This window comes from Sphaerochaeta pleomorpha str. Grapes (genome assembly GCF_000236685.1).
Lineage (GTDB): Bacteria > Spirochaetota > Spirochaetia > Sphaerochaetales > Sphaerochaetaceae > Sphaerochaeta > Sphaerochaeta pleomorpha.
In genome coordinates, this window is sequence record NC_016633.1 from 221,294 (window position 1) to 238,837 (window position 17,544).

18 protein-coding genes are annotated in these 17,544 nt (G+C 44.7%); 13 read left to right on the plus strand and 5 right to left on the minus strand.

The genetic code is table 11. From position 1 onward, the window contains the following. The first annotated feature begins 22 nt into the window (after positions 1-22). From SPIGRAPES_RS01005 to SPIGRAPES_RS01030, 6 genes are read left to right on the plus strand one after another with little or no spacing between them, the layout of a single operon-like run. On the plus strand, positions 23-424 hold the full coding sequence (locus tag SPIGRAPES_RS01005; protein WP_281047922.1) for a Zn-ribbon domain-containing OB-fold protein: 402 nt from the start codon (positions 23-25) through the stop codon (positions 422-424). After that, entirely contained in the window at positions 421-1,089 is a 669-nt protein-coding gene (locus tag SPIGRAPES_RS01010) for a GntR family transcriptional regulator (protein WP_014268918.1), read from the plus strand. The genes SPIGRAPES_RS01005 and SPIGRAPES_RS01010 overlap by 4 nt, the downstream gene beginning before the upstream one ends. Next, positions 1,070-2,062 carry an oxamate carbamoyltransferase subunit AllH family protein gene (locus SPIGRAPES_RS01015; protein WP_014268919.1) on the plus strand — a complete coding sequence of 331 codons (993 nt, stop codon included), beginning with the start codon at positions 1,070-1,072 and terminating at the stop codon, positions 2,060-2,062. The genes SPIGRAPES_RS01010 and SPIGRAPES_RS01015 overlap by 20 nt, the downstream gene beginning before the upstream one ends. Continuing rightward, on the plus strand, positions 2,031-2,849 hold the full coding sequence (locus tag SPIGRAPES_RS01020; protein ID WP_014268920.1) for an FAD binding domain-containing protein: 819 nt from the start codon (positions 2,031-2,033) through the stop codon (positions 2,847-2,849). The genes SPIGRAPES_RS01015 and SPIGRAPES_RS01020 overlap by 32 nt, the downstream gene beginning before the upstream one ends. After that, a complete protein-coding gene (locus SPIGRAPES_RS01025) occupies positions 2,846-3,331 on the plus strand; it encodes a (2Fe-2S)-binding protein (RefSeq protein ID WP_014268921.1) in 486 nt (161 codons plus the stop codon). The genes SPIGRAPES_RS01020 and SPIGRAPES_RS01025 overlap by 4 nt, the downstream gene beginning before the upstream one ends. Next, positions 3,324-5,750, plus strand: a complete 2,427-nt coding sequence (locus tag SPIGRAPES_RS01030) for a xanthine dehydrogenase family protein molybdopterin-binding subunit (RefSeq protein ID WP_014268922.1) — start codon at positions 3,324-3,326, stop codon at positions 5,748-5,750. The genes SPIGRAPES_RS01025 and SPIGRAPES_RS01030 overlap by 8 nt, the downstream gene beginning before the upstream one ends. Positions 5,751-5,823: 73 nt before the next feature. Here the strand turns inward: SPIGRAPES_RS01030 and SPIGRAPES_RS01035 are convergent, their stop codons facing one another. Further along, a complete protein-coding gene (locus tag SPIGRAPES_RS01035) occupies positions 5,824-6,102 on the minus strand; it encodes an RNA recognition motif domain-containing protein (RefSeq protein WP_014268923.1) in 279 nt (92 codons plus the stop codon). A gap of 581 nt (positions 6,103-6,683) precedes the next feature. On the opposite strand from SPIGRAPES_RS01035, the gene SPIGRAPES_RS01040 reads away from it, so the two are divergent. From SPIGRAPES_RS01040 to SPIGRAPES_RS01050, 3 genes are all read left to right on the plus strand, one after another. Continuing rightward, entirely contained in the window at positions 6,684-7,475 is a 792-nt protein-coding gene (locus SPIGRAPES_RS01040; protein ID WP_014268924.1) for a substrate-binding periplasmic protein, read from the plus strand. A gap of 125 nt (positions 7,476-7,600) precedes the next feature. Continuing rightward, the gene (locus SPIGRAPES_RS01045; RefSeq protein WP_014268925.1) at positions 7,601-8,251 is read left to right on the plus strand and encodes an amino acid ABC transporter permease; all 651 of its coding nucleotides are present in this window, start codon (positions 7,601-7,603) and stop codon (positions 8,249-8,251) included. Continuing rightward, a complete protein-coding gene (locus SPIGRAPES_RS01050) occupies positions 8,248-8,982 on the plus strand; it encodes an amino acid ABC transporter ATP-binding protein (RefSeq protein ID WP_014268926.1) in 735 nt (244 codons plus the stop codon). The genes SPIGRAPES_RS01045 and SPIGRAPES_RS01050 overlap by 4 nt, the downstream gene beginning before the upstream one ends. Before the next feature lie 5 nt (positions 8,983-8,987). Here the strand turns inward: SPIGRAPES_RS01050 and SPIGRAPES_RS17545 are convergent, their stop codons facing one another. Continuing rightward, on the minus strand, positions 8,988-9,398 hold the full coding sequence (locus tag SPIGRAPES_RS17545; RefSeq protein WP_425358215.1) for a GGDEF domain-containing protein: 411 nt from the start codon (positions 9,396-9,398) through the stop codon (positions 8,988-8,990). 870 nt (positions 9,399-10,268) lie between these two features. On the opposite strand from SPIGRAPES_RS17545, the gene SPIGRAPES_RS16930 reads away from it, so the two are divergent. Then, a complete protein-coding gene (locus tag SPIGRAPES_RS16930; protein WP_014268928.1) occupies positions 10,269-10,475 on the plus strand; it encodes a hypothetical protein in 207 nt (68 codons plus the stop codon). Between the two features lie 169 nt (positions 10,476-10,644). Here the strand turns inward: SPIGRAPES_RS16930 and SPIGRAPES_RS01065 are convergent, their stop codons facing one another. From SPIGRAPES_RS01065 to SPIGRAPES_RS16375, 3 genes are all read right to left on the minus strand, one after another. Further along, positions 10,645-12,108 carry a pyridoxal phosphate-dependent decarboxylase family protein gene (locus SPIGRAPES_RS01065; protein WP_014268929.1) on the minus strand — a complete coding sequence of 488 codons (1,464 nt, stop codon included), beginning with the start codon at positions 12,106-12,108 and terminating at the stop codon, positions 10,645-10,647. After that, positions 12,095-13,456: a diaminobutyrate--2-oxoglutarate transaminase family protein gene (locus tag SPIGRAPES_RS01070; protein WP_014268930.1), complete on the minus strand. Its 1,362-nt coding sequence runs from the start codon at positions 13,454-13,456 to the stop codon at positions 12,095-12,097. The genes SPIGRAPES_RS01065 and SPIGRAPES_RS01070 overlap by 14 nt, the downstream gene beginning before the upstream one ends. 366 nt (positions 13,457-13,822) lie before the next feature. Next, entirely contained in the window at positions 13,823-15,040 is a 1,218-nt protein-coding gene (locus SPIGRAPES_RS16375) for a C45 family peptidase (RefSeq protein ID WP_014268931.1), read from the minus strand. A gap of 184 nt (positions 15,041-15,224) precedes the next feature. On the opposite strand from SPIGRAPES_RS16375, the gene SPIGRAPES_RS01080 reads away from it, so the two are divergent. The 3 genes from SPIGRAPES_RS01080 (at position 15,225) to SPIGRAPES_RS16380 (ending at position 17,346) form a co-directional block, all read left to right on the plus strand. Continuing rightward, positions 15,225-15,875: a YczE/YyaS/YitT family protein gene (locus tag SPIGRAPES_RS01080; RefSeq protein WP_014268932.1), complete on the plus strand. Its 651-nt coding sequence runs from the start codon at positions 15,225-15,227 to the stop codon at positions 15,873-15,875. A 133-nt stretch (positions 15,876-16,008) separates the two neighbouring features. Beyond that, positions 16,009-16,215, plus strand: coding sequence for a hypothetical protein (locus tag SPIGRAPES_RS01085; RefSeq protein ID WP_014268933.1), 207 nt, complete (start codon positions 16,009-16,011; stop codon positions 16,213-16,215). Between the two features lie 525 nt (positions 16,216-16,740). Further along, positions 16,741-17,346, plus strand: a complete 606-nt coding sequence (locus SPIGRAPES_RS16380; protein ID WP_050805743.1) for an ankyrin repeat domain-containing protein — start codon at positions 16,741-16,743, stop codon at positions 17,344-17,346. Positions 17,347-17,544 lie beyond the last annotated feature (198 nt).

Sequence of the window (17,544 nt, forward strand, 5' to 3'; positions counted from 1 at the left end):
TTATACTATGATTGACTTTGGTATGTATGATAAGAAGGAACCAAAGATTTTAGCGTACAAGTGTCAGAAATGTGGTACTGTATATTATCCGGCTCCAATGATTTGTAGAAAATGCGATACCAGAAGAAATCCTGTAACCAATACAGGATGGGAAAAAGTCAATCTAGGCGGGGTGTGCAGGTTGCTTTCCTGGACAAGGGTATGGAACCTGGGCGAAGGGTATTCCCAGAAAAGCCTGTCGTTTGGTATTGTTGAGTTTGAGAACGGTTTGCGGGCTTCAGGCCAGTTGGCTGTAGAAAACCCGGAAACTGGCATGCAGCTGGATGCGAAGGTCGTTGAGTCAGATAATCGGCCAGGAAAGCCGGTACATATATTTGAATTTTGCCTGAAACAAATACTTGGCAGGTATGGAGGGAAAACATGAGCGGACGTTCACGAAGCGTAGATATTTACAACACGCTCTACAATCGCATTATCACCTGGAAATATCCGCCTGGACAACGATTGACCGAGGAAGAAGTCTGTGCTGAATTTGGTGTGATCAGGTCTCCTGTCAGGGAGGCCTTGAACAGTTTAGTATCCTCGCATCTTGTTCTCAAGGAAGAGCACAAAGGCTATACGGTGAGAAGGATTGACCTTAGGGAAGTGAATGAGCTCTATGATACCCGTCTCGTTTTGGAAGAAGGTGTTGTTCGCCTGATTTGTGAGCATGGGATGGATCCTGAGATCCTTCAACCGATGAGAGAACACTGGAAGTCTTTTTTGGAAAACCTCCCCTCTTTGGGGGCGCAGTCGGCTGTTGAGGATGAATTGTTTCATAAGACACTTGCCGATGTTGCAGGAAATCTTGTAATGGCCGAGATGCTGTCAGAGATTTCCCAGCAGATACACTTTGTCCGTTTATCCGATATCACCGACCAGTCAAGGTTTCGCAGGACCTGCGAGGACCATCTGGAATTACTCGATGCCTTGGAAAAAAGAGATTGTGACAAGGCTATAGCATTAGTGAAGAGAAATATCCTCTGGGGCAAAGAAAAGGTCGATGACGCGATCAAGGAGGCATTGTTTCATGCCCATCACATGGACTGAAACGCTTGTTGGTACTGCTTCTCTTCTTGGCTCCCGGTTTCCAATCGAGGAGGTTGGGTGCCAAGTGTATTCAATTTCTCGATCCTCGATTAATATAATTGATAGAAATGGGTCTTTACTTACCCTTGTAGCATATCCGAAACAGCTGCACCCCCTTTCTGCTGTAGTAGAACAGAGTCTTGCTGGGAATTCTTTCCTTGCCTGGCATATCAATGAGAATCAGACTGTCCATATCACCAAGGATAAAATAGAATTCGAAGGCGGAAAATGGGTTTCGCTTTTAAAGGCAAAGCGGGTGCCCCCGGAATCGGAAGCACCCCATAAAGATGGCAAGGTCGACTGGCCTAAAATCTATGATTACATACAGATACTGAATACCCTCCAGCAAAAAAAACGTACACAGTTGCAAATTTCTTGCTTTTTTAACCAGACGGAGAACCGCAGTTTTTTTTCCTTGGTTTTCCAATGCCTTGCAACAAAGCTTTTCGAGGGGTACGTACATCAAGACCTGCAATCGGTTTTGCAGGCAACCGAGAAGTTGCTTGGGCTCGGGCCTGGGTCAACTCCCGCCGGGGATGATTTTATCTGTGGCTTTTTGTTATTGCTGAACATAGTATCTGGCAAAGAAACACCAGAGGGGGTCGCAATCGACCCTACATTTTCTACCTTATACAGGGAAAAACTCCAACAATTACTCCATACTACTAACCTGACTACAGTTATTTCCAGGCAATTTCTCTTGCTTGGCTGTGAAGGCCTTTTTGCACAGGGCCTTGTGCGGCTTGGTAACGCATGTATATATCCCCAGAGTGATAACACTTTGTTTATCGAATCCCTTCTCTCACTCGATACAATGGGTAACAGCTCTGGGTTTGATGTTGCGACCGGTTTACTCCTTGGTCTGCTTGTATCCATGCCGGTTTCTGCACAAAGGAGGGATTATGAATTGCCGGTTTTCCTACATTGCGGCTGAAACGCTGGATGAAGTTTTACAATTGCTGGCGGAAAACGGTCCTGAAGCAAAACTGCTTGCAGGAGGTACGGATTTGCTTGTTCGTATCAGAAATGGTTACTGCCATCCCAAAATCGTTGTCGACATAAAACAGGTACCGGGTTTCAATACCATAACATGGACCGAAACGAATGGGTTGCTCCTAGGGCCTGTGGTAACACTCACCGATATTATTGCAAGCGGTATTGTACAGGATAAATTTCCCTTGATCATTGCGTGCGCGCGGAATATGGGTTCGAATCAGATACGCAACAGGGCAACGGTAGTGGGAAATATTGCCAGTGCATCACCATGTTCGGATATGGCACCTGCCTTGCTTTGTCTTGAGGCTAATATCCTTGCTGTATCTCTGAGAGGTTCGAGGAGTATACCGCTCTGCGATTTCTTTACAGGGGTAAAGAAGACTGTCCTGCTCAATGACGAAATCATATTTGGCCTGACAGTTCCCCCTTCCACATCCCTTTCACGAGGGGCCTATCTCAAACTTAAGAGAATCAAGGGGCAGGACCTGGGCTTAGTTTGCCTTGCTTTGCTTTTGAAAAATGAAGAAATCAGGATTGCTGTCGGTTCTTGTGCCCAAACCCCAGTTGTCACTCCACCTATTCCTGTTTCTACCTCCACCAAGGACATAGTAGCTAGTATTTTGGATCTTATCCATCCGATCAGTGACATCCGGTGCACCGCTGAATATCGTCGTTTTATGGTAGAGGAATATGTAAAACGGTTGTTGAAGGAGGTTCAGTCATGAGAATTCTGGTAACAGTTAACGGACTGCCCTATGAGCGTGACGTCCCTGAAAACAAGACACTATTGCATTTTTTGAGAGAAGATTTGGGACTTACCGGCACAAAAGAAGGCTGTGGGGCCGGTGAATGCGGTTCTTGTACCGTACTGCTCAATGGGAAGGCGGTAAATTCATGCCTGGTCCTTGCTGCAGAGGCAAACAAGGCATATGTAGAAACGATCGAGGGTGAGGCCTCGGATGGGGAAGCATCAAAGCTACAGAAAGCATTTTTAAAACACCATGCAGTACAATGTGGCTTTTGTACGGCAGGTATGCTTATGGCCGCAAGGGAAATAATCCATACGTATCCCAAGCCTTCAGTAGAACAGATACAAGAAGGACTCAGCGGAAATCTGTGCAGGTGCACAGGATACCAACAGATCATCGAAGCAATCCTTGATGTAACCGGCCAAGGCGAGGATGAAAAGGAGATACCCCATGACTGAAAGCGATAGAGAGTATTCCTATTCTTCGATCGGGAAGGATATACACCGGTTGGATGCCTTGAAAAAACTTTCGGGACAGGCTGTATATGTAAACGATATGATCCTTCCTGGGATGCTGTATGCCCGTGTAAAAAGAAGTCCCCATGCGCATGCAAAGATAGTGAGTATAGAAACCTCAAAGGCCCGATCTTTACCAGGGGTAAGGGCAGTTCTGACAGGAAAAGAACTCCCCTATAAAGTCGGGCTCTATCTGGTAGACAAAGATATCCTGGCTAAAGAGGAAGTAAGGCATTACGGGGAAGCGGTTGCAGCTGTTGCTGCAGAGACAGCGGAAATTGCCAAACAGGCAATTGATCTTATTGAAGTCGAATATGAAGTCTTGAAGCCGGTACTCGATATAAAAGAGGCCTTGCTCCCCACCTCAGCCCTGGTACATCCTAATCTTGGTTCCTACTCATACCTGTCTGCAGCCTTTACCCCGATACCAAAAACAAATGTGGCCAATTGGACCAAGATTCGAAAAGGCAATGTAGAAAAGGCCTTTGGTGAGTCGGCCTATATCGTTGAGGGTACTTATGAGAATCCGAGTGTTCAGCATGTTCCCCTTGAGTGCCATGTGGCAATTGCCCAATGGGGGATAGCCGATAAGGTAACGATATGGACAAGTGCGCAGTCGCCCTTTACGGTACGCAACCTGTTCTGCAAAACATTTTCCCTTCCCCTGCAAAATGTACGGGTTATCGTACCGAATGTCGGAGGGGGATTCGGGGGAAAAGCTGGGATCCATCTGGAACCGCTTGTTGCCTGTCTTTCACGTAAAGCAGGCGGTTTCCCTGTAAAGTTCCAGGCAAGCCGTGAGGAGGAGTTTTCCCTGCTGCCTTGCCGCTGTGCCTTGACCTACAAGATAAAAACCGGTGTATCGTCAAAAGGAAAGATACTGGCACAGAAAATGGAGCTCTTTTGGGATAGCGGGGCATATGCTGATTATGCAGTAAATATTACCCGCTCTGCAGGGTATAGTGCTGCAGGTCCCTATGAGATACCCAATGCCTGGGTCGATTCCTATACAATCTATACAAACAAACCCTATGGAACCGCCTTTAGGGGGTTCGGTCACGTCGAATTCCATTGGGGAATAGAGCGACACATGAATCAGGTTGCAAAGGCCGTTGGTATGGATGCACTCTCTTTCAGACATCTCAACGCAGTCAGACCGGGATCTGTTACCTTGACAGGGGAAACCCTTTCTCCCTTCTCTGGTAATGTCCTTGCCTGTATGGATGCCGTTGCCAGTTCCATTGGTTATGGGAAACTGAGTGCTGAGGAAAAACTACTGGAGGAAAAAGGGATTTTCAGAATTGGGAAAGGCCTAGCCCTCCTGCATAAAGCCCCGGCCATGCCAACAAATACCTCAACTGCAGCAATAGTGAAAATGCAGGGTGATGGTACCGTAAGCGTGAACGTTGGTTTGACTGAGATAGGGCAGGGTTCTACGACTGCCCTAGCCCAGATAGTAAGCGAAACGTTATCGTTTCCCCTCGATAGGATTGATGTCAAAATAGAGAAAGATACCGATAGCGACCCGTATGACTGGCAGACAGTAGCATCAAAGGGCCTGGTTATGAGTGGGAATGCCTGTATTATGGCCTGCAAGGATTTGCTTGCCAAAGGATATGCGGTGGCAGCACAGGTGTTAAAAACTAGGCCAGAGGAACTTTCCCACACAAGGGACCGGGTTTTTGTGAAGGCCCATCCACAGCTTCAGGTAAGCTGGTCGAATCTTGCACTCGGGTATAGCTATCCCCATGGCGAAAGTATCGGAGGACCGCTTATTGGAATAGGCACCTATATTGCACAGGGACTCTCTAACCTTGACAAAGAGACAGGCCAGGGCAATCCTGCGATGAACTGGACCTTTGGTGCCCATGCAATCGTCTGCAAGGTGAATACACAAACAGGTGAATTTTCAGTTCTCAAAGTCGTTTCTGCCTTCGACGTAGGGAAGGTAATCAATCCAGGGTTGTTGCGCGGACAGATGCTTGGAGGGATAGTGCAGGGACTGGGAACAGCTCTTTGCGAAGGATATGTATTTGATACGTCCGGACATCTTTTAAATCAAAACCTTACCGATAATAAAATACCGACGGCCATGGATCTGCCTGTCATCGAGACAATAGCGATAGAAAGCGAGCAGGTCGAAGGACCTTTTGGTGCGAGAGGTGTTGGCGAACATTCTATGATTTCTGTAGCCCCTGCCTTGGGAAATGCAATCGAGGATGCCGTAAAAGTCAATATTACCAGACTTCCGATACGGTTTGAGGATGTTTGGCGTGCATTGCATAGCAAAAAGGGAGAAAATCATTGGCTTGCAGGAATCCTCTCAGGATTCTGTACGGAACAACATGTCCAGGAAAAATAAAAATGAACGGAGCCATTTCTGGCTCCGCTGCGTTTCTGAATCATAGGGGAAATGTTCTCAAAAAAACCGGTTTTTAGTACCTGTTATTGGAATATTCGTTACGGGGTTTTGCAATTGCTTCGTTAACACGGAGATTGCGTCCATCAATTTCTTTTCCGTCAAGCTGGGAGATAGCTGCATCTGCTGCAGAATTCTCTTCCATCTCTACGAAACCGAAACCCTTGGGGCGACGAGTCTCACGGTCCATGATGATAGTTGCACTGAGTACGTTACCGTACTGTGAAAAAAGTTCGCGAAGATCATCTTCAGTAGTGTTGTAACTCATGTTACCAACGTAAATTTTCTTTGCCATAAAAGCATCCTTTTACAGACATTCGTCTGTAGATTGTATTTTTTGCTTTGTTTGGGCTGTTTTTGGTTTTTTACCGGTCTGCGAAAGCGATTCAGAAACGCTCGCGTACATATGTACTTAAAAAGGTAATGAACGAAATTGCAACACAATTAACTAAGCAACTGAATAATACTGTCTTTTGCAGATAATGTACACTAGTTGGCAAATAAAATTACGAAAGGTTGGAAAAAAATGAAAAAAATAAAAAATAAATCCTGCTATTACAAGAAAAGAGCGAAAAATAGTACATAAAAAAAAGTGAAAAAATTACAATAGGAATATAATGAGAAGCATAAAAAATGATTTCTGCTTCTTTCGGTACTCTAAAATCACCAATCATGTATAAAAACGTTTTTGCTAGAATGTAAAAAGTTTTGACCATTCACCCGAACAAAATGCCTAGACTCACTTTGTGGAATAATGACTGTTGACACACAGAATGGCAATTTGTAAAGTGTGCCAATCAAAATGGTATGTTGCAAAGGCGCAATTCCGGATTAACCGGGGTTTCGCCTTTTTTACTGCCAACAGGAGAAGGACCTATGAAAAAGAGACTGCTGTGTGTTACTGCTATTATCTTGATTGGCGTCACAGGTTTGTTTGCCAGTGGAGTAAAAGAAGAAGCCCCGTCAACTGCAATAGAACGGATTAAGGCGAAAGGAGTCCTTTCCGTTGCGACCGGGACGTATGTCCCCTTTGAGTACCGTGATCCCGATACGGATGAAATCGTCGGATTCGATATCGATTTCATCAAACTGCTCGCGGATAGACTCGGGGTCGAACTCAAGGTAACCGACATGACTTTTACTTCCCTAATCCCAACGATTGAAAATGGAGAATATGACCTTGCAATCGCTGCGATGTATAACACCCCTGCAAGAAGGGAGGTCGTCCTGATGAGTGATTCCTACATGGAAACGGGGATGGTTCTGGTTACTCAAAAGGGGAATTTGAAAAACATCACTTCACTTGCTGATTGTGCAGGCTTGAAAGTAGGGGTAAAAGCAGGCGCTACAAGCCAGGTGGTTGCAGAAAAGGGCATGCAAGAGGCTGGGATAAAATTTACCATCGTAGGCTATGAGGAAACCATAGGTTGTATCTCTGATTTAGTTGCAGGACGTATCGACGTCGTGGTAAACGACCTTTTGAATCAGTTGGAATTGAACAAAGTGACCCCAGAGGTTGAAATCGTTACCAAACCTTTTACCAGTGCAAACCTTGCTATCGCGATAAAGAAAGGAAATGAAGATTTGCTTTCCCTGGTAAATCAGTTGATCGTCGACTATAAGGCTGATGGGACGTATGCGGCGTTGTACAAGAAATGGCTTAACTAGGACTGCCGGTTCATAAGGGGCGGTTATACTACCGCCCCTAGCGCCAATCAATGCAATCAGAATTGATTCCTTGATCTAAACCTGTTTCTTTTTATGGCCCCCAGATATTGAAAATTGGAGTCGTTATGCATGCATTGGATTTCTCCATTATTATTAAAAAGCTGCCATCGTTGCTCAATGGTTGTGCTGTAACCCTACTGCTTTGCAGCATTTCCCTTGCTTTGGCCCTCATCCTTGGAATAGTCCTTGCCTTGCAGCGGGATGCGAAACATCCTCTGGTTTCTTCCCCGGCAAGGTTCTTTATCTGGATTTTCAGGGGAACCCCTTTGATGGTCCAGTTATATCTTATCTATTATGGATTGCCTTCCTTTGGTATCAAGCTGACTGCAATATCTGCCGGTATCCTGGGAATGTCTTTGAATACCTCAGCGTATATTGCAGAAATAATTCGTAGCGGTATCCATGCCATTGACTCAGGTCAAAGAGAAGCGGCGAAAGCCCTGGGCATGAGTCCGGTTATGGAAATGCGAAGGATTGTGGCTCCCCAGGCTACAAAGGTCTGCCTTCTTCCCTTGGTCAACCAGTTTGTAGCAACCATAAAGAATTCCTCGATTCTCAGTGTCATTACAATAACCGAACTAACAAGGGTAGGGACTCTGATCAGTTATTCAACCTTCAGGCATTTTGAATCCTACATTGCCATCGCTGTCCTGTATCTGGTTTTGACTACTTTGTTTACCAGTCTTGCAGGGTTTCTCGAAAGGAGATTGAAATGACAGAAGAAATCGTTCGCCTGGAGAATATCCATAAACAGTTCGGTCCCCTGGAGGTGCTCAAAGGTATCGATTTTGGGATGGAAACCGGACAGAAAGTTGTTATTTTAGGACCTTCAGGTAGTGGGAAAAGTACTATCTTAAGATGTATCAACCAATTGGAAACCTTTGAAAAAGGTGCCATCTATTTTCGGGGTCTGGATATTGCAGGTATGAAGGCAAAAGATCTGCGAAGGCAAGTTGGAATGGTATTTCAGAGGTTTAATATTTTTTCCCATCTGAATGTGCTGGAAAATCTGATAGAAGCGCCGATCCAGGTGAAGAAAACCCCCAGAAAAGAGGCAGTGGAACATGCCTTGGCCTTGCTTGATACCGTTGGGCTTGCCGATAAACGACAGGCAATGCCATCACAGCTTTCCGGAGGGCAATTGCAACGGGTGGGAATCGCAAGAGCCCTTGCAATGGATCCGGCCTTGCTCTTGTTTGATGAACCTACGAGTGCACTGGATCCTGAATTGGTAGGGGAGGTCCTGCAAGTGATGCGTAAAGTCGCAAAGAGCGGAACTTCAATGATAGTGGTAACCCATGAAATGGGTTTTGCCCAGGATGTTGCAGATAGGATTTTGTTTATGGATGGTGGAAAAATTCTCCAGGATGCACCACCAAAGGAATTTTTCAAGAATCCGAATTGTGAAAGGGTAAGGAATTTCGTTAAAACAATAGGAAATGTCTGACGTTGTCAAACCTTGGGGTCGTTCATTTTTTGTTTTGCCTTCTGCTCATACATTGCATTGTCAGCCTGGGAGAAAGCAGCAAAAATGGAATTGTTTTTTTTGGGTATGTAGATAGTAAATCCATAGGCTAAATCAATTGGGATTATCCTGGATTCATTGATATACTTGATCTGGTCCAGAAGGTTATCCAATAGTTGGTATGCCGTTGCCTTTGAGACTTCGTTGCAGAGGACACAAAATTCATCCCCCCCGATACGGAAGGTATTGCCGTAACTATAGAACACTCTTTCGATTGCCTTTGCAGTATCGAACAGCAAGGCGTCCCCGGCTTTATGTCCGTGAAGGTCATTGGTTTTCTTCAGGTTGTTCAAATCGAAGACAAAGAGAGTAGTCTCCTTGTTGGATGTAATTTGCATTTCCCGTTCGAATCCTTCCCTGTTCCTGACTTCCGTCTGGTTGTCGAATTCAAAATTAAGCTCAAGGGAAAAAATGTAAAACAGGAGAAGGGACATCGAAACACCACCCCAGAGGGTATGGATTTCCGGACGTACCAGCTGTATTGCGATTGATGCAAGGGGAAGGGATATTATCATAAGGAGAAAAAATTTATCAGACTTTCCGTAGGTATACCGTGCCTTGAGCGTGCAATAGATTGCCAAAAGGAAATAGAAGAAACTGGCAAAGAGGTAAATGAAAAACAAGGGCCCTTTTGCATATATGTTTTGTTCGTTGATTGAAAATATCCATCCTGTTCGGATTGAAGCAATCGTGCATAGGATATTGATTATTAATGGGACTTCCAGAAATTTTTTCCATGTACCCATCAATAGAGGATTTCCAATAAAATATACGACGAAATAGGGAACCAAAGGACCAATGATAAATACTATCATGGTGAAAAAAATATGGAAACTGGTCAAATAAACTCTGTATTCACTTGAAACGTAGATAGAATGTATTTCAGTCAGAAGCAACATGATAGTTATCAGGGAAGCAAAGATAAAATACTTATTCCGGGGATTTTGGAGACGATGCCGGTTTGCAAGGCTTATCGTGAAGAAAAGGGGTATTATGGAAAACAAGTCAAGAATTATAATAGAATTCATACAGTCCCCCCCTTTCTTAAATCTTTATATCCGACTTCTATTACCATAGAGCAGGGGAACAGAAAAGTAAACTATCTGCACTGTTGGAAAAGGTTTGTATTTATGATTTTCCAGTGTTCCCTAGTATTCCATAGAATTTCGGTTTATTATATACAAAGTAAGGAAAAGAGGAGGCATTCCATGGATAATTATTGCGTTGATAGAACAGCTAGGGAAAACGGGATGCACATCGTACATATTTGTTCTTGCCGGGAGCGGCCAGACCTGGAAGAACAGGATCATCTGGGTCCCTTTGCAACCTGTCAGGAAGCATTGGCAAAGGCGAGGACACTCTATCCAAAGGTGAATGGGTGTATCCATTGCTGCAAACCCTGCCATCGAAATTGAGTGGTAGCTCTGAAAGACCGACATTCGATACCTCAAAACCACAGAGCAAGGTACAGGGTACAGAAGGGACACTCTAGCCAGTTCCCTTGCAGGGAACGCTTGCTTGCATATATAAAAATACCCCACTGCCTGAAGGCAAAGGGGTACGGAAAAAGGCTGTCATTGAAGACTAAGCCTGTTTTGATTCCTCAATTCCAAGTTCTTCAATGAGAGAAAGCAGGGAGTCGAGTTTCTCGTGGGTTACTGTAGGATTGAGTAGTGTGAACTTTAAGTAGGTCTTTTCCTGATAGACAGTCTGCCCGATGACCACTCCCTGAAAATGAATCAGTCTCCGCCTTACCCGCTTATTCACTTCGCAACTGCCTTTCAACCTGAAAACAACCGAGCTTATCTCAGGTTGTATGGCAACTTCAAAGGCATTATTCAAACACAGCCTCTCATACACATAGGTTGCATTCTCTATGCAAGTATCGATAATTGCGGCATATCCAGCCTTACCCCGAACCTGGAAGGCCATCCACACTTTGAGGGCATCGAACCGACGGGTTGTCTGCAGTGATTTCCCTACCAGGTTGGTATAACCGTCTTCTTCGTCCTCTTCCCTGTTGAGGTAATCGGCATGTAAGGTAAAGGCTTCAAGGTTTTTTCCCTCTTTGACAAGAAAGGCACCGCAACTGATTGGAAGCAAAAACATTTTATGGAAATCGACAGTAAGGGAATCACAACAATCGATCGAAGCAATCCTGTGGGCATATTTACCTGAAAGGATAACCCCACTACCATAGGCTGCATCCCCATGAAGCCAAAGCCCTTCTTTTTTGCAGATGGCGCTGATTTCCCCGATCGGATCGATACTGCCATAGTCGGTGGTACCGATGGTTGCTATGACAGCAATTGGTAAAAAGCCTTGTTCCTTGTCTTGTTCGATATGTTTTTCAAGGGCTTTGCAGTCCATTTTGCACTGTGCGTCAACTTTGACTTTGACCACTGCATTATAGCCAAGGCCAAGCAGGTGCGCGCTTTTCTCCATCGAGAAATGGGAAACCTCGGAAGTGTAGATCCTGAATTTGGAATAACAGGAGGGCAGTCCTTCCTTTTTAACATCATGGTGCAGTTTTGTATTGCAGTACCAATCCCTTGCCAAGGTAATCCCTGACAAATTCGATTGACTTCCCCCTGAGGTAAAGACTCCATCACTATGTTCTTTAATGCCATACATGATGCAGAGTTGTTTTATTACCGCTATCTCCACTTCGGTAGCAATGGGTGATTGGTCCCAGGAATCCATGGACTGGTTGAAGGTAGACAGGATAAGCTCAGAGGCAATGCTCTCGAGCAAAGCCGGGCTATGGAGATGAGCCATGTAGTCAGTTGAAGAAGTCTTGAGAAAATTGGGGATGATTGATTTTGAAACCGAATCGAGGACGGACGGAAATCCCAGACCTTGCTCCGGAAGCAAAGTCTGGCTGCTGATTTCCTGTTGCAACTGCCTTGGATTCATACCCCGATAGGCTTTTTCATCCTGCATAGAATCAAGAATTGCAGTAACGGTGCTTTCAATTATTGCACGGTAGGCTTCTTTTGACTCTTTGCTAGAGGAAAGGAATAAAGGTTCGATGTTATCGTTTTGCATCGGCATCAACCTTTCGAATTACTTTTTCGCAGATGTCCAGCATTATCCCGATGTCTTCACGGCTTACATTCAAAGCACAGAGACAGCGCATAACCGAACCGAAACGTCCGCCTTTTTCCATAATAAGGTGATTGTTGAAACATTCCTTCTGTACTTGGGCGGCTATTTCGCCGGAAGCGGGAAGGGAGCCCAGTTGGTCTGGTTTTCCTTTTGGGTCTACAAACTCGAATCCAAGCATAAGACCCTTACTGCGGATATCCCCGAGAATGGAGACTTCTTTCATGAGGCCTTTGAGACGATCCTCAATGATTTTTCCTTTCTCGATGACGTCCTGAAGGAACTCAGGTTTTGAGACACGTTCCATCACGACAGTTCCTGCTGCCATGGCGAGCTGGTTCCCTCTGAATGTTCCTGCATGGGCTCCGGGCTGCCAGAGATCGAGATCTTTATTGTAGATTACCACGGCCATCGGCTGAGTGCCTCCGATTGCCTTTGAAGCAAGGATTACATCAGGAACAATATCTGCATATTCAAATGCGAAGAACTTACCTGAGCGCCCGATCCCGCATTGTATTTCATCAATGATCATGGGAATACCGAGTTCTTTTGTAACCCTGCGGACTGTCTGGAGAAATTTTACCGGTGCAGGAATTACACCACCTTCACCCTGGATGGTTTCCAGAATTACTGCTGCGGGTTTAGTAATGCCACTCTCGGGGTCTTTGAGTACCCGTTCGAAATAAGCACAGATTGCATCAACCCCAGCTTCCCCGCCAATGCCGAAGGGACAGCGATAGGAATAGGGGTAGGGCATAAAGTGGACATCGGGCATCAATGCATTGACTTTTTGTTTTGCGCTGAGGTTACCGGTCAACGAAAGAGCCCCATGACCCATGCCATGGTAGGCGCCGGTGAAAGCTATCACGGAAGAACGGCCTGTAGCGGTTTTACAAAGTTTCAGACTGGCGTCGACGGCATCGGTTCCGGAAGGACTGCAAAACTGAACCTTTGCATTGTTTTTCAATTCTCCGGGTAATAGATTAAGGAGGGTATGAACGAATTTGTCTTTTACAGGGGTAGTCAAATCCAACGTATGGAGTGGTGCGTCGGTGCTAAGCAGATCGATCATTGCTTGATTGACTTGACTGTCATTGTGACCTAACGCCAGAGTACCTGCACCGCAGAGGAAATCAAGGTATTTATTTCCTTCAACGTCTTCTATCCAGGAGCCTTTGGCTTTTTTTAATGCAAATGGGAATTTTCTGGGATAACTTCTCGAATTTGATTCTGTGTTGTTTTGGCGTTCGAGATAATATTGGTTTGACTTTTCTTGTAAGATTTCGTTCATTCCCTGTTCCTTTCTATTTCATACCGAATTTTTGTACTAGCTGTTTCCGACTAGCCCTTTAATATTAAGTCTTTCCTATCTATTTCCATATCTATCCGAAAGATAAGATTTTGGAATATACATAGAATTATTGCAAAATTGAAAAAACTTTTCAACGCACGAAAAAAAATAATAACGACAAACGGGGGGTTGTGCTAGTGATTAGCCCAAAATAATTCGGAATATCGTGGTTTTGGGAATAATTCTGGTAGCAGTATATTCTGTTCGTAATATTGTTGTACCCTAAGAAATGAATTTGGGTAAACCATCCAGCAGAATCTGTTTCGTTTGAGCTGTGCACAAAGGCTATCCACCCTTACCAATACTTCATAATGGGGGAAGCAGAGCAGAGATCCTGGCTGTATGGGCAACAAGCAGCTCATGGCATTTCAAACAGGCTTCATCGAGGAGCTCTTTTTCCCCATGTTCATAGGGTGGACGAACCAAGGATTCGAATTCCTGCTCCAAATGCCTGGAAAGTGCAGCTATTTGCTCCAGAATTTGCACTGTTGCCAGTTCGATCCTTTTGGTCAATGCTACACGCTCTTGAGCGAATGCATAGCAATAGGCAGGGTTTGAAAATGGATGCGTTGAAAAGGAAGAAGATGAGAGTGTACAGGGAAGATAGGGAAAATAGATAGGCAAAGGACTTCCCGTAAGCCAGATGAGACAACACGATGGTGCATATTCCACAATCATGGAGGCCGTAGTCTGGGTTTTAACCAAAGGTTTTGCATCAAGGCAGATAGATTTCATGGAATGGTCCATGTTCCCTATAGTACCCCTGTTTGCAATGAGAATATCGCGCATTGCAGTCCAAGAAGTACCTGCATGAACCAGTTTTGAGCTTGAAAAATGCTGGCGTTGGTTTGCTTTGGTAACAAGGAGATGCAAGGCACTTGCATGGCGACGAGTAAAATTTGTATGCCGTTGCAGGGTTTTTTCATCTGCGTCCTGGTACTCTTTTTTGATAGTATACCCATTTGAGATAGATGCAAAAGAAGCAACTTCTTTCAATGCCCAGCGTTTTTTTGCGGTTTCCAGGATGAAAGCTTTTTTCCCATCATGTATCAAAAAAGAGTTGTGATAACAAAGATGCCCGCTATAGCTTGCATTGCCGCCTTGCCCATAAGTAGTGATTAGATGTTTGATGAGCGAAACTGCTTCTTGCGCATTTGCACTGTTATGGAGAGCAAGGCGAAGGATATCCATGCCCAGCAGACCCTTTTTGTCTACTCCTGAAGTGGAGAAAACCGCTTCGTTCCCGATGGAAACCCCTTGGTCATTCACCCCCATTTCGGCACCCCACATCCAAGAAGGCCTGCTTATCAGTGCATTGTAAGGGGAAGGGAGTGTATTCGCAGCATCTTGGAGATAGCAATATTGCTTTGTATCATAGTAATTCCTATGTTCAGGATGGGACATGCTAGAAATTCCCTCCGAGCCAGTGCAATAAAAAATCATCTGAGGTTCACCGGGATCCCGGTCAGAATTCTTTGCAAAGACACTGTGACCCTTGTCTATTTTCACCATTGTGTCGCACATAAAAGCCTCCCTCAGTCATTATTTACACATAGTCCCATACTAATGGGGGCAATGACAGTCTGCAAGGAAAAAACAATCGATAAAGGGTAGGGTAACCATAACACCAGTACTTGGATTTAAGTAAATAAGAGCTTATTGTGATGGAAAGCAAGAAAAGTCTCCCCCTTGTAAGGATGTAGAGTATATGCGCAGATATAGCGAACGATTGGCACGGTTGTTCTTCGGGTTGTTTCTCTATGGACTGGGAATTGTCATTACTATGAAAGCTAATATTGGCTATGCGCCATGGGAGGTTTTTCATGCCGGGGTCGGGTTGGCACTTGGCCAGAAAATTGGGATTATTTCCATATTCGTTGGCTTCTTTTTCTGTGGTATAGCGCTCCTTCTAGGTGAAAAACTAGGCATCGGGACGGTTTTTAATATGATTTTCGTAGGTATTGTCATCGATTTTCTGCTTTCCTTTGAGAATTTTTATTCGGCACAGAATTTTTTAGTTGGCATCGTGCAACTGATAATCGGGTTGTTTGTCATTTCTATTGCTTCATTTTTCTATATTTCTTCAGCTTTTGGCGCAGGCCCACGCGATAGTCTGATGGTTGCCTTGGCACGGAAAACCAAACTGCCTGTGGGGGTGTGCAGGGGAGCTATCGAGTTGCTGGCCGTTTTTTGTGGCTGGCTTCTTGGTGGCAAGGTAGGGCTAGGTACTGTTATCTCAGCACTGATGATCGGTTTCTGCATACAAGTAACCTTCAAAGTTTTCAGGTTTGACCCTACGAAACTGACGCATGAGGATTTTCACTCTACAATAGGAAAGGCTGTTTCCTTTCTAAGATAGTATTGCCAACGGTACGTTGAGTTTACCATGAAGAGGAAGGAACACAACAACCTGAATCGGGATTCCTATATTGAATATTTCCCTATATGATTTACAATAACAGTGTAATCTGAATGTATTGGGGGCTATCTGTATGGATACGTATTATGTTAATAAAAACTCACTGCCAAACGGGGACCATGAGGTGCACAGGCATTCCTGTGAGATTCTTCCCGATGAAAAAGCCCTGGAATATCTCGGAGAGTATTCCACCTGTCAGGAAGCAATCAAGAAAGCAAAGAAACTGTATCTTTCTGTAGATGGCTGTGCTTTCTGCTGCAGAACATGCCATAAAGGCTGACCGGGAATTCCTTTATGCGCACAAAAAGCAACATATTTCCCTTTTTTTGACCGTTGCTGGCAGCGGTTTCCGATGTATATGATACAAGTATCAATGAGTAAATCCTTCTGCAAAATACATTCAGTAAACATAAATCCTCGATTTTAGCAGATTGTCCTTAAAGGTATGTTGTCTATGGTGATTAACAGGGGACAATACTGAAAAAAGTATTCAATAGCTTTTACACACTGGGGTAGTTCTCCTGGCTTCGGCAAGTAGCAAAATGCCTTCCCTCTCTACTTGGTAAAACCTATATCTATAAAAATGAAAAATGAAAGAAAAAAGAATAACCCAAAGCCTTCCTACCGGCATTTTTTCGACAGTGGGATATAGTAGTTTCAAAAAGGTGAACATGCTACTATAGGTTCCAGTATGAGACAGGTTCGTTCTTTGTAGTACGGAGGGGACCTTGCAGGGATTGCTTTCTTTCCCTTTGGAATCTGCATAAATTATATGGTTCATTTGATGCCAGAAAGAAGTGAGTTGATGAGTAAAAAGAGTGCGAGAAGAATTACGTTTTCCCCGGATACGGAAATTGAGCAGGTTGAAAATGCACTTGAGGCAGGGTTGGATGTAAAAATGCTCGGGGCAAACGAGGAAACCGTTCTCATGGGAGCGGTCAAAGCGAATGTCAAAAGCGAAATTGTCTTAGCCCTTATCGAAGCCGGGGCCGATTGTTTTGCCATTGATGAAGAGGGGAAAACCCTTCTGATGTTTTCTGCCCAGTATAATGTACATCTGGAGGTAACCGCTACGTTCCTGCAAAAGGGGATCAGTGTCCAGCAAAAGGATGACTGGGGAGCCAATGCTTTGATGTACGGTGCCCAATCGAATGGAAATATAGAGGTGTTGTCTCTCTTGTTGGAAGCCGGCGCAGATGTAAATGACACTGACGAAGGGGAAAAGACTGCCTTGATGTATGGGGCAGAGTCCAATGCAAATCCAGGAGTATTGTCTTTCTTGCTTGCCCATGGTGCGATTGCCTCCTTGCGTGATTGTGAGGGGAAAACAGCTTACGACTATGCAAAGAAGAACCTTATTCTGTCAGGAACGAACGAACTCAGGTTGTTACAGGAAGCTGCAGGTCTTTAGCAGTTCTGCTTTGGCTCACACTCCTTCTATTTGTTTCCAATGGCTGCTATCGCGGTTTGCAGTGTTCCCTGATATATAGACAATTTCCCATGGACTACTCTTTTCGTCGCAGAAAGGGTAAACCCCAGTATAGAAACGGGGTTTACTTACCTGACTGATCTGCTGAGAACCAAGATTAGAGTACAGATTCTCCTTGCT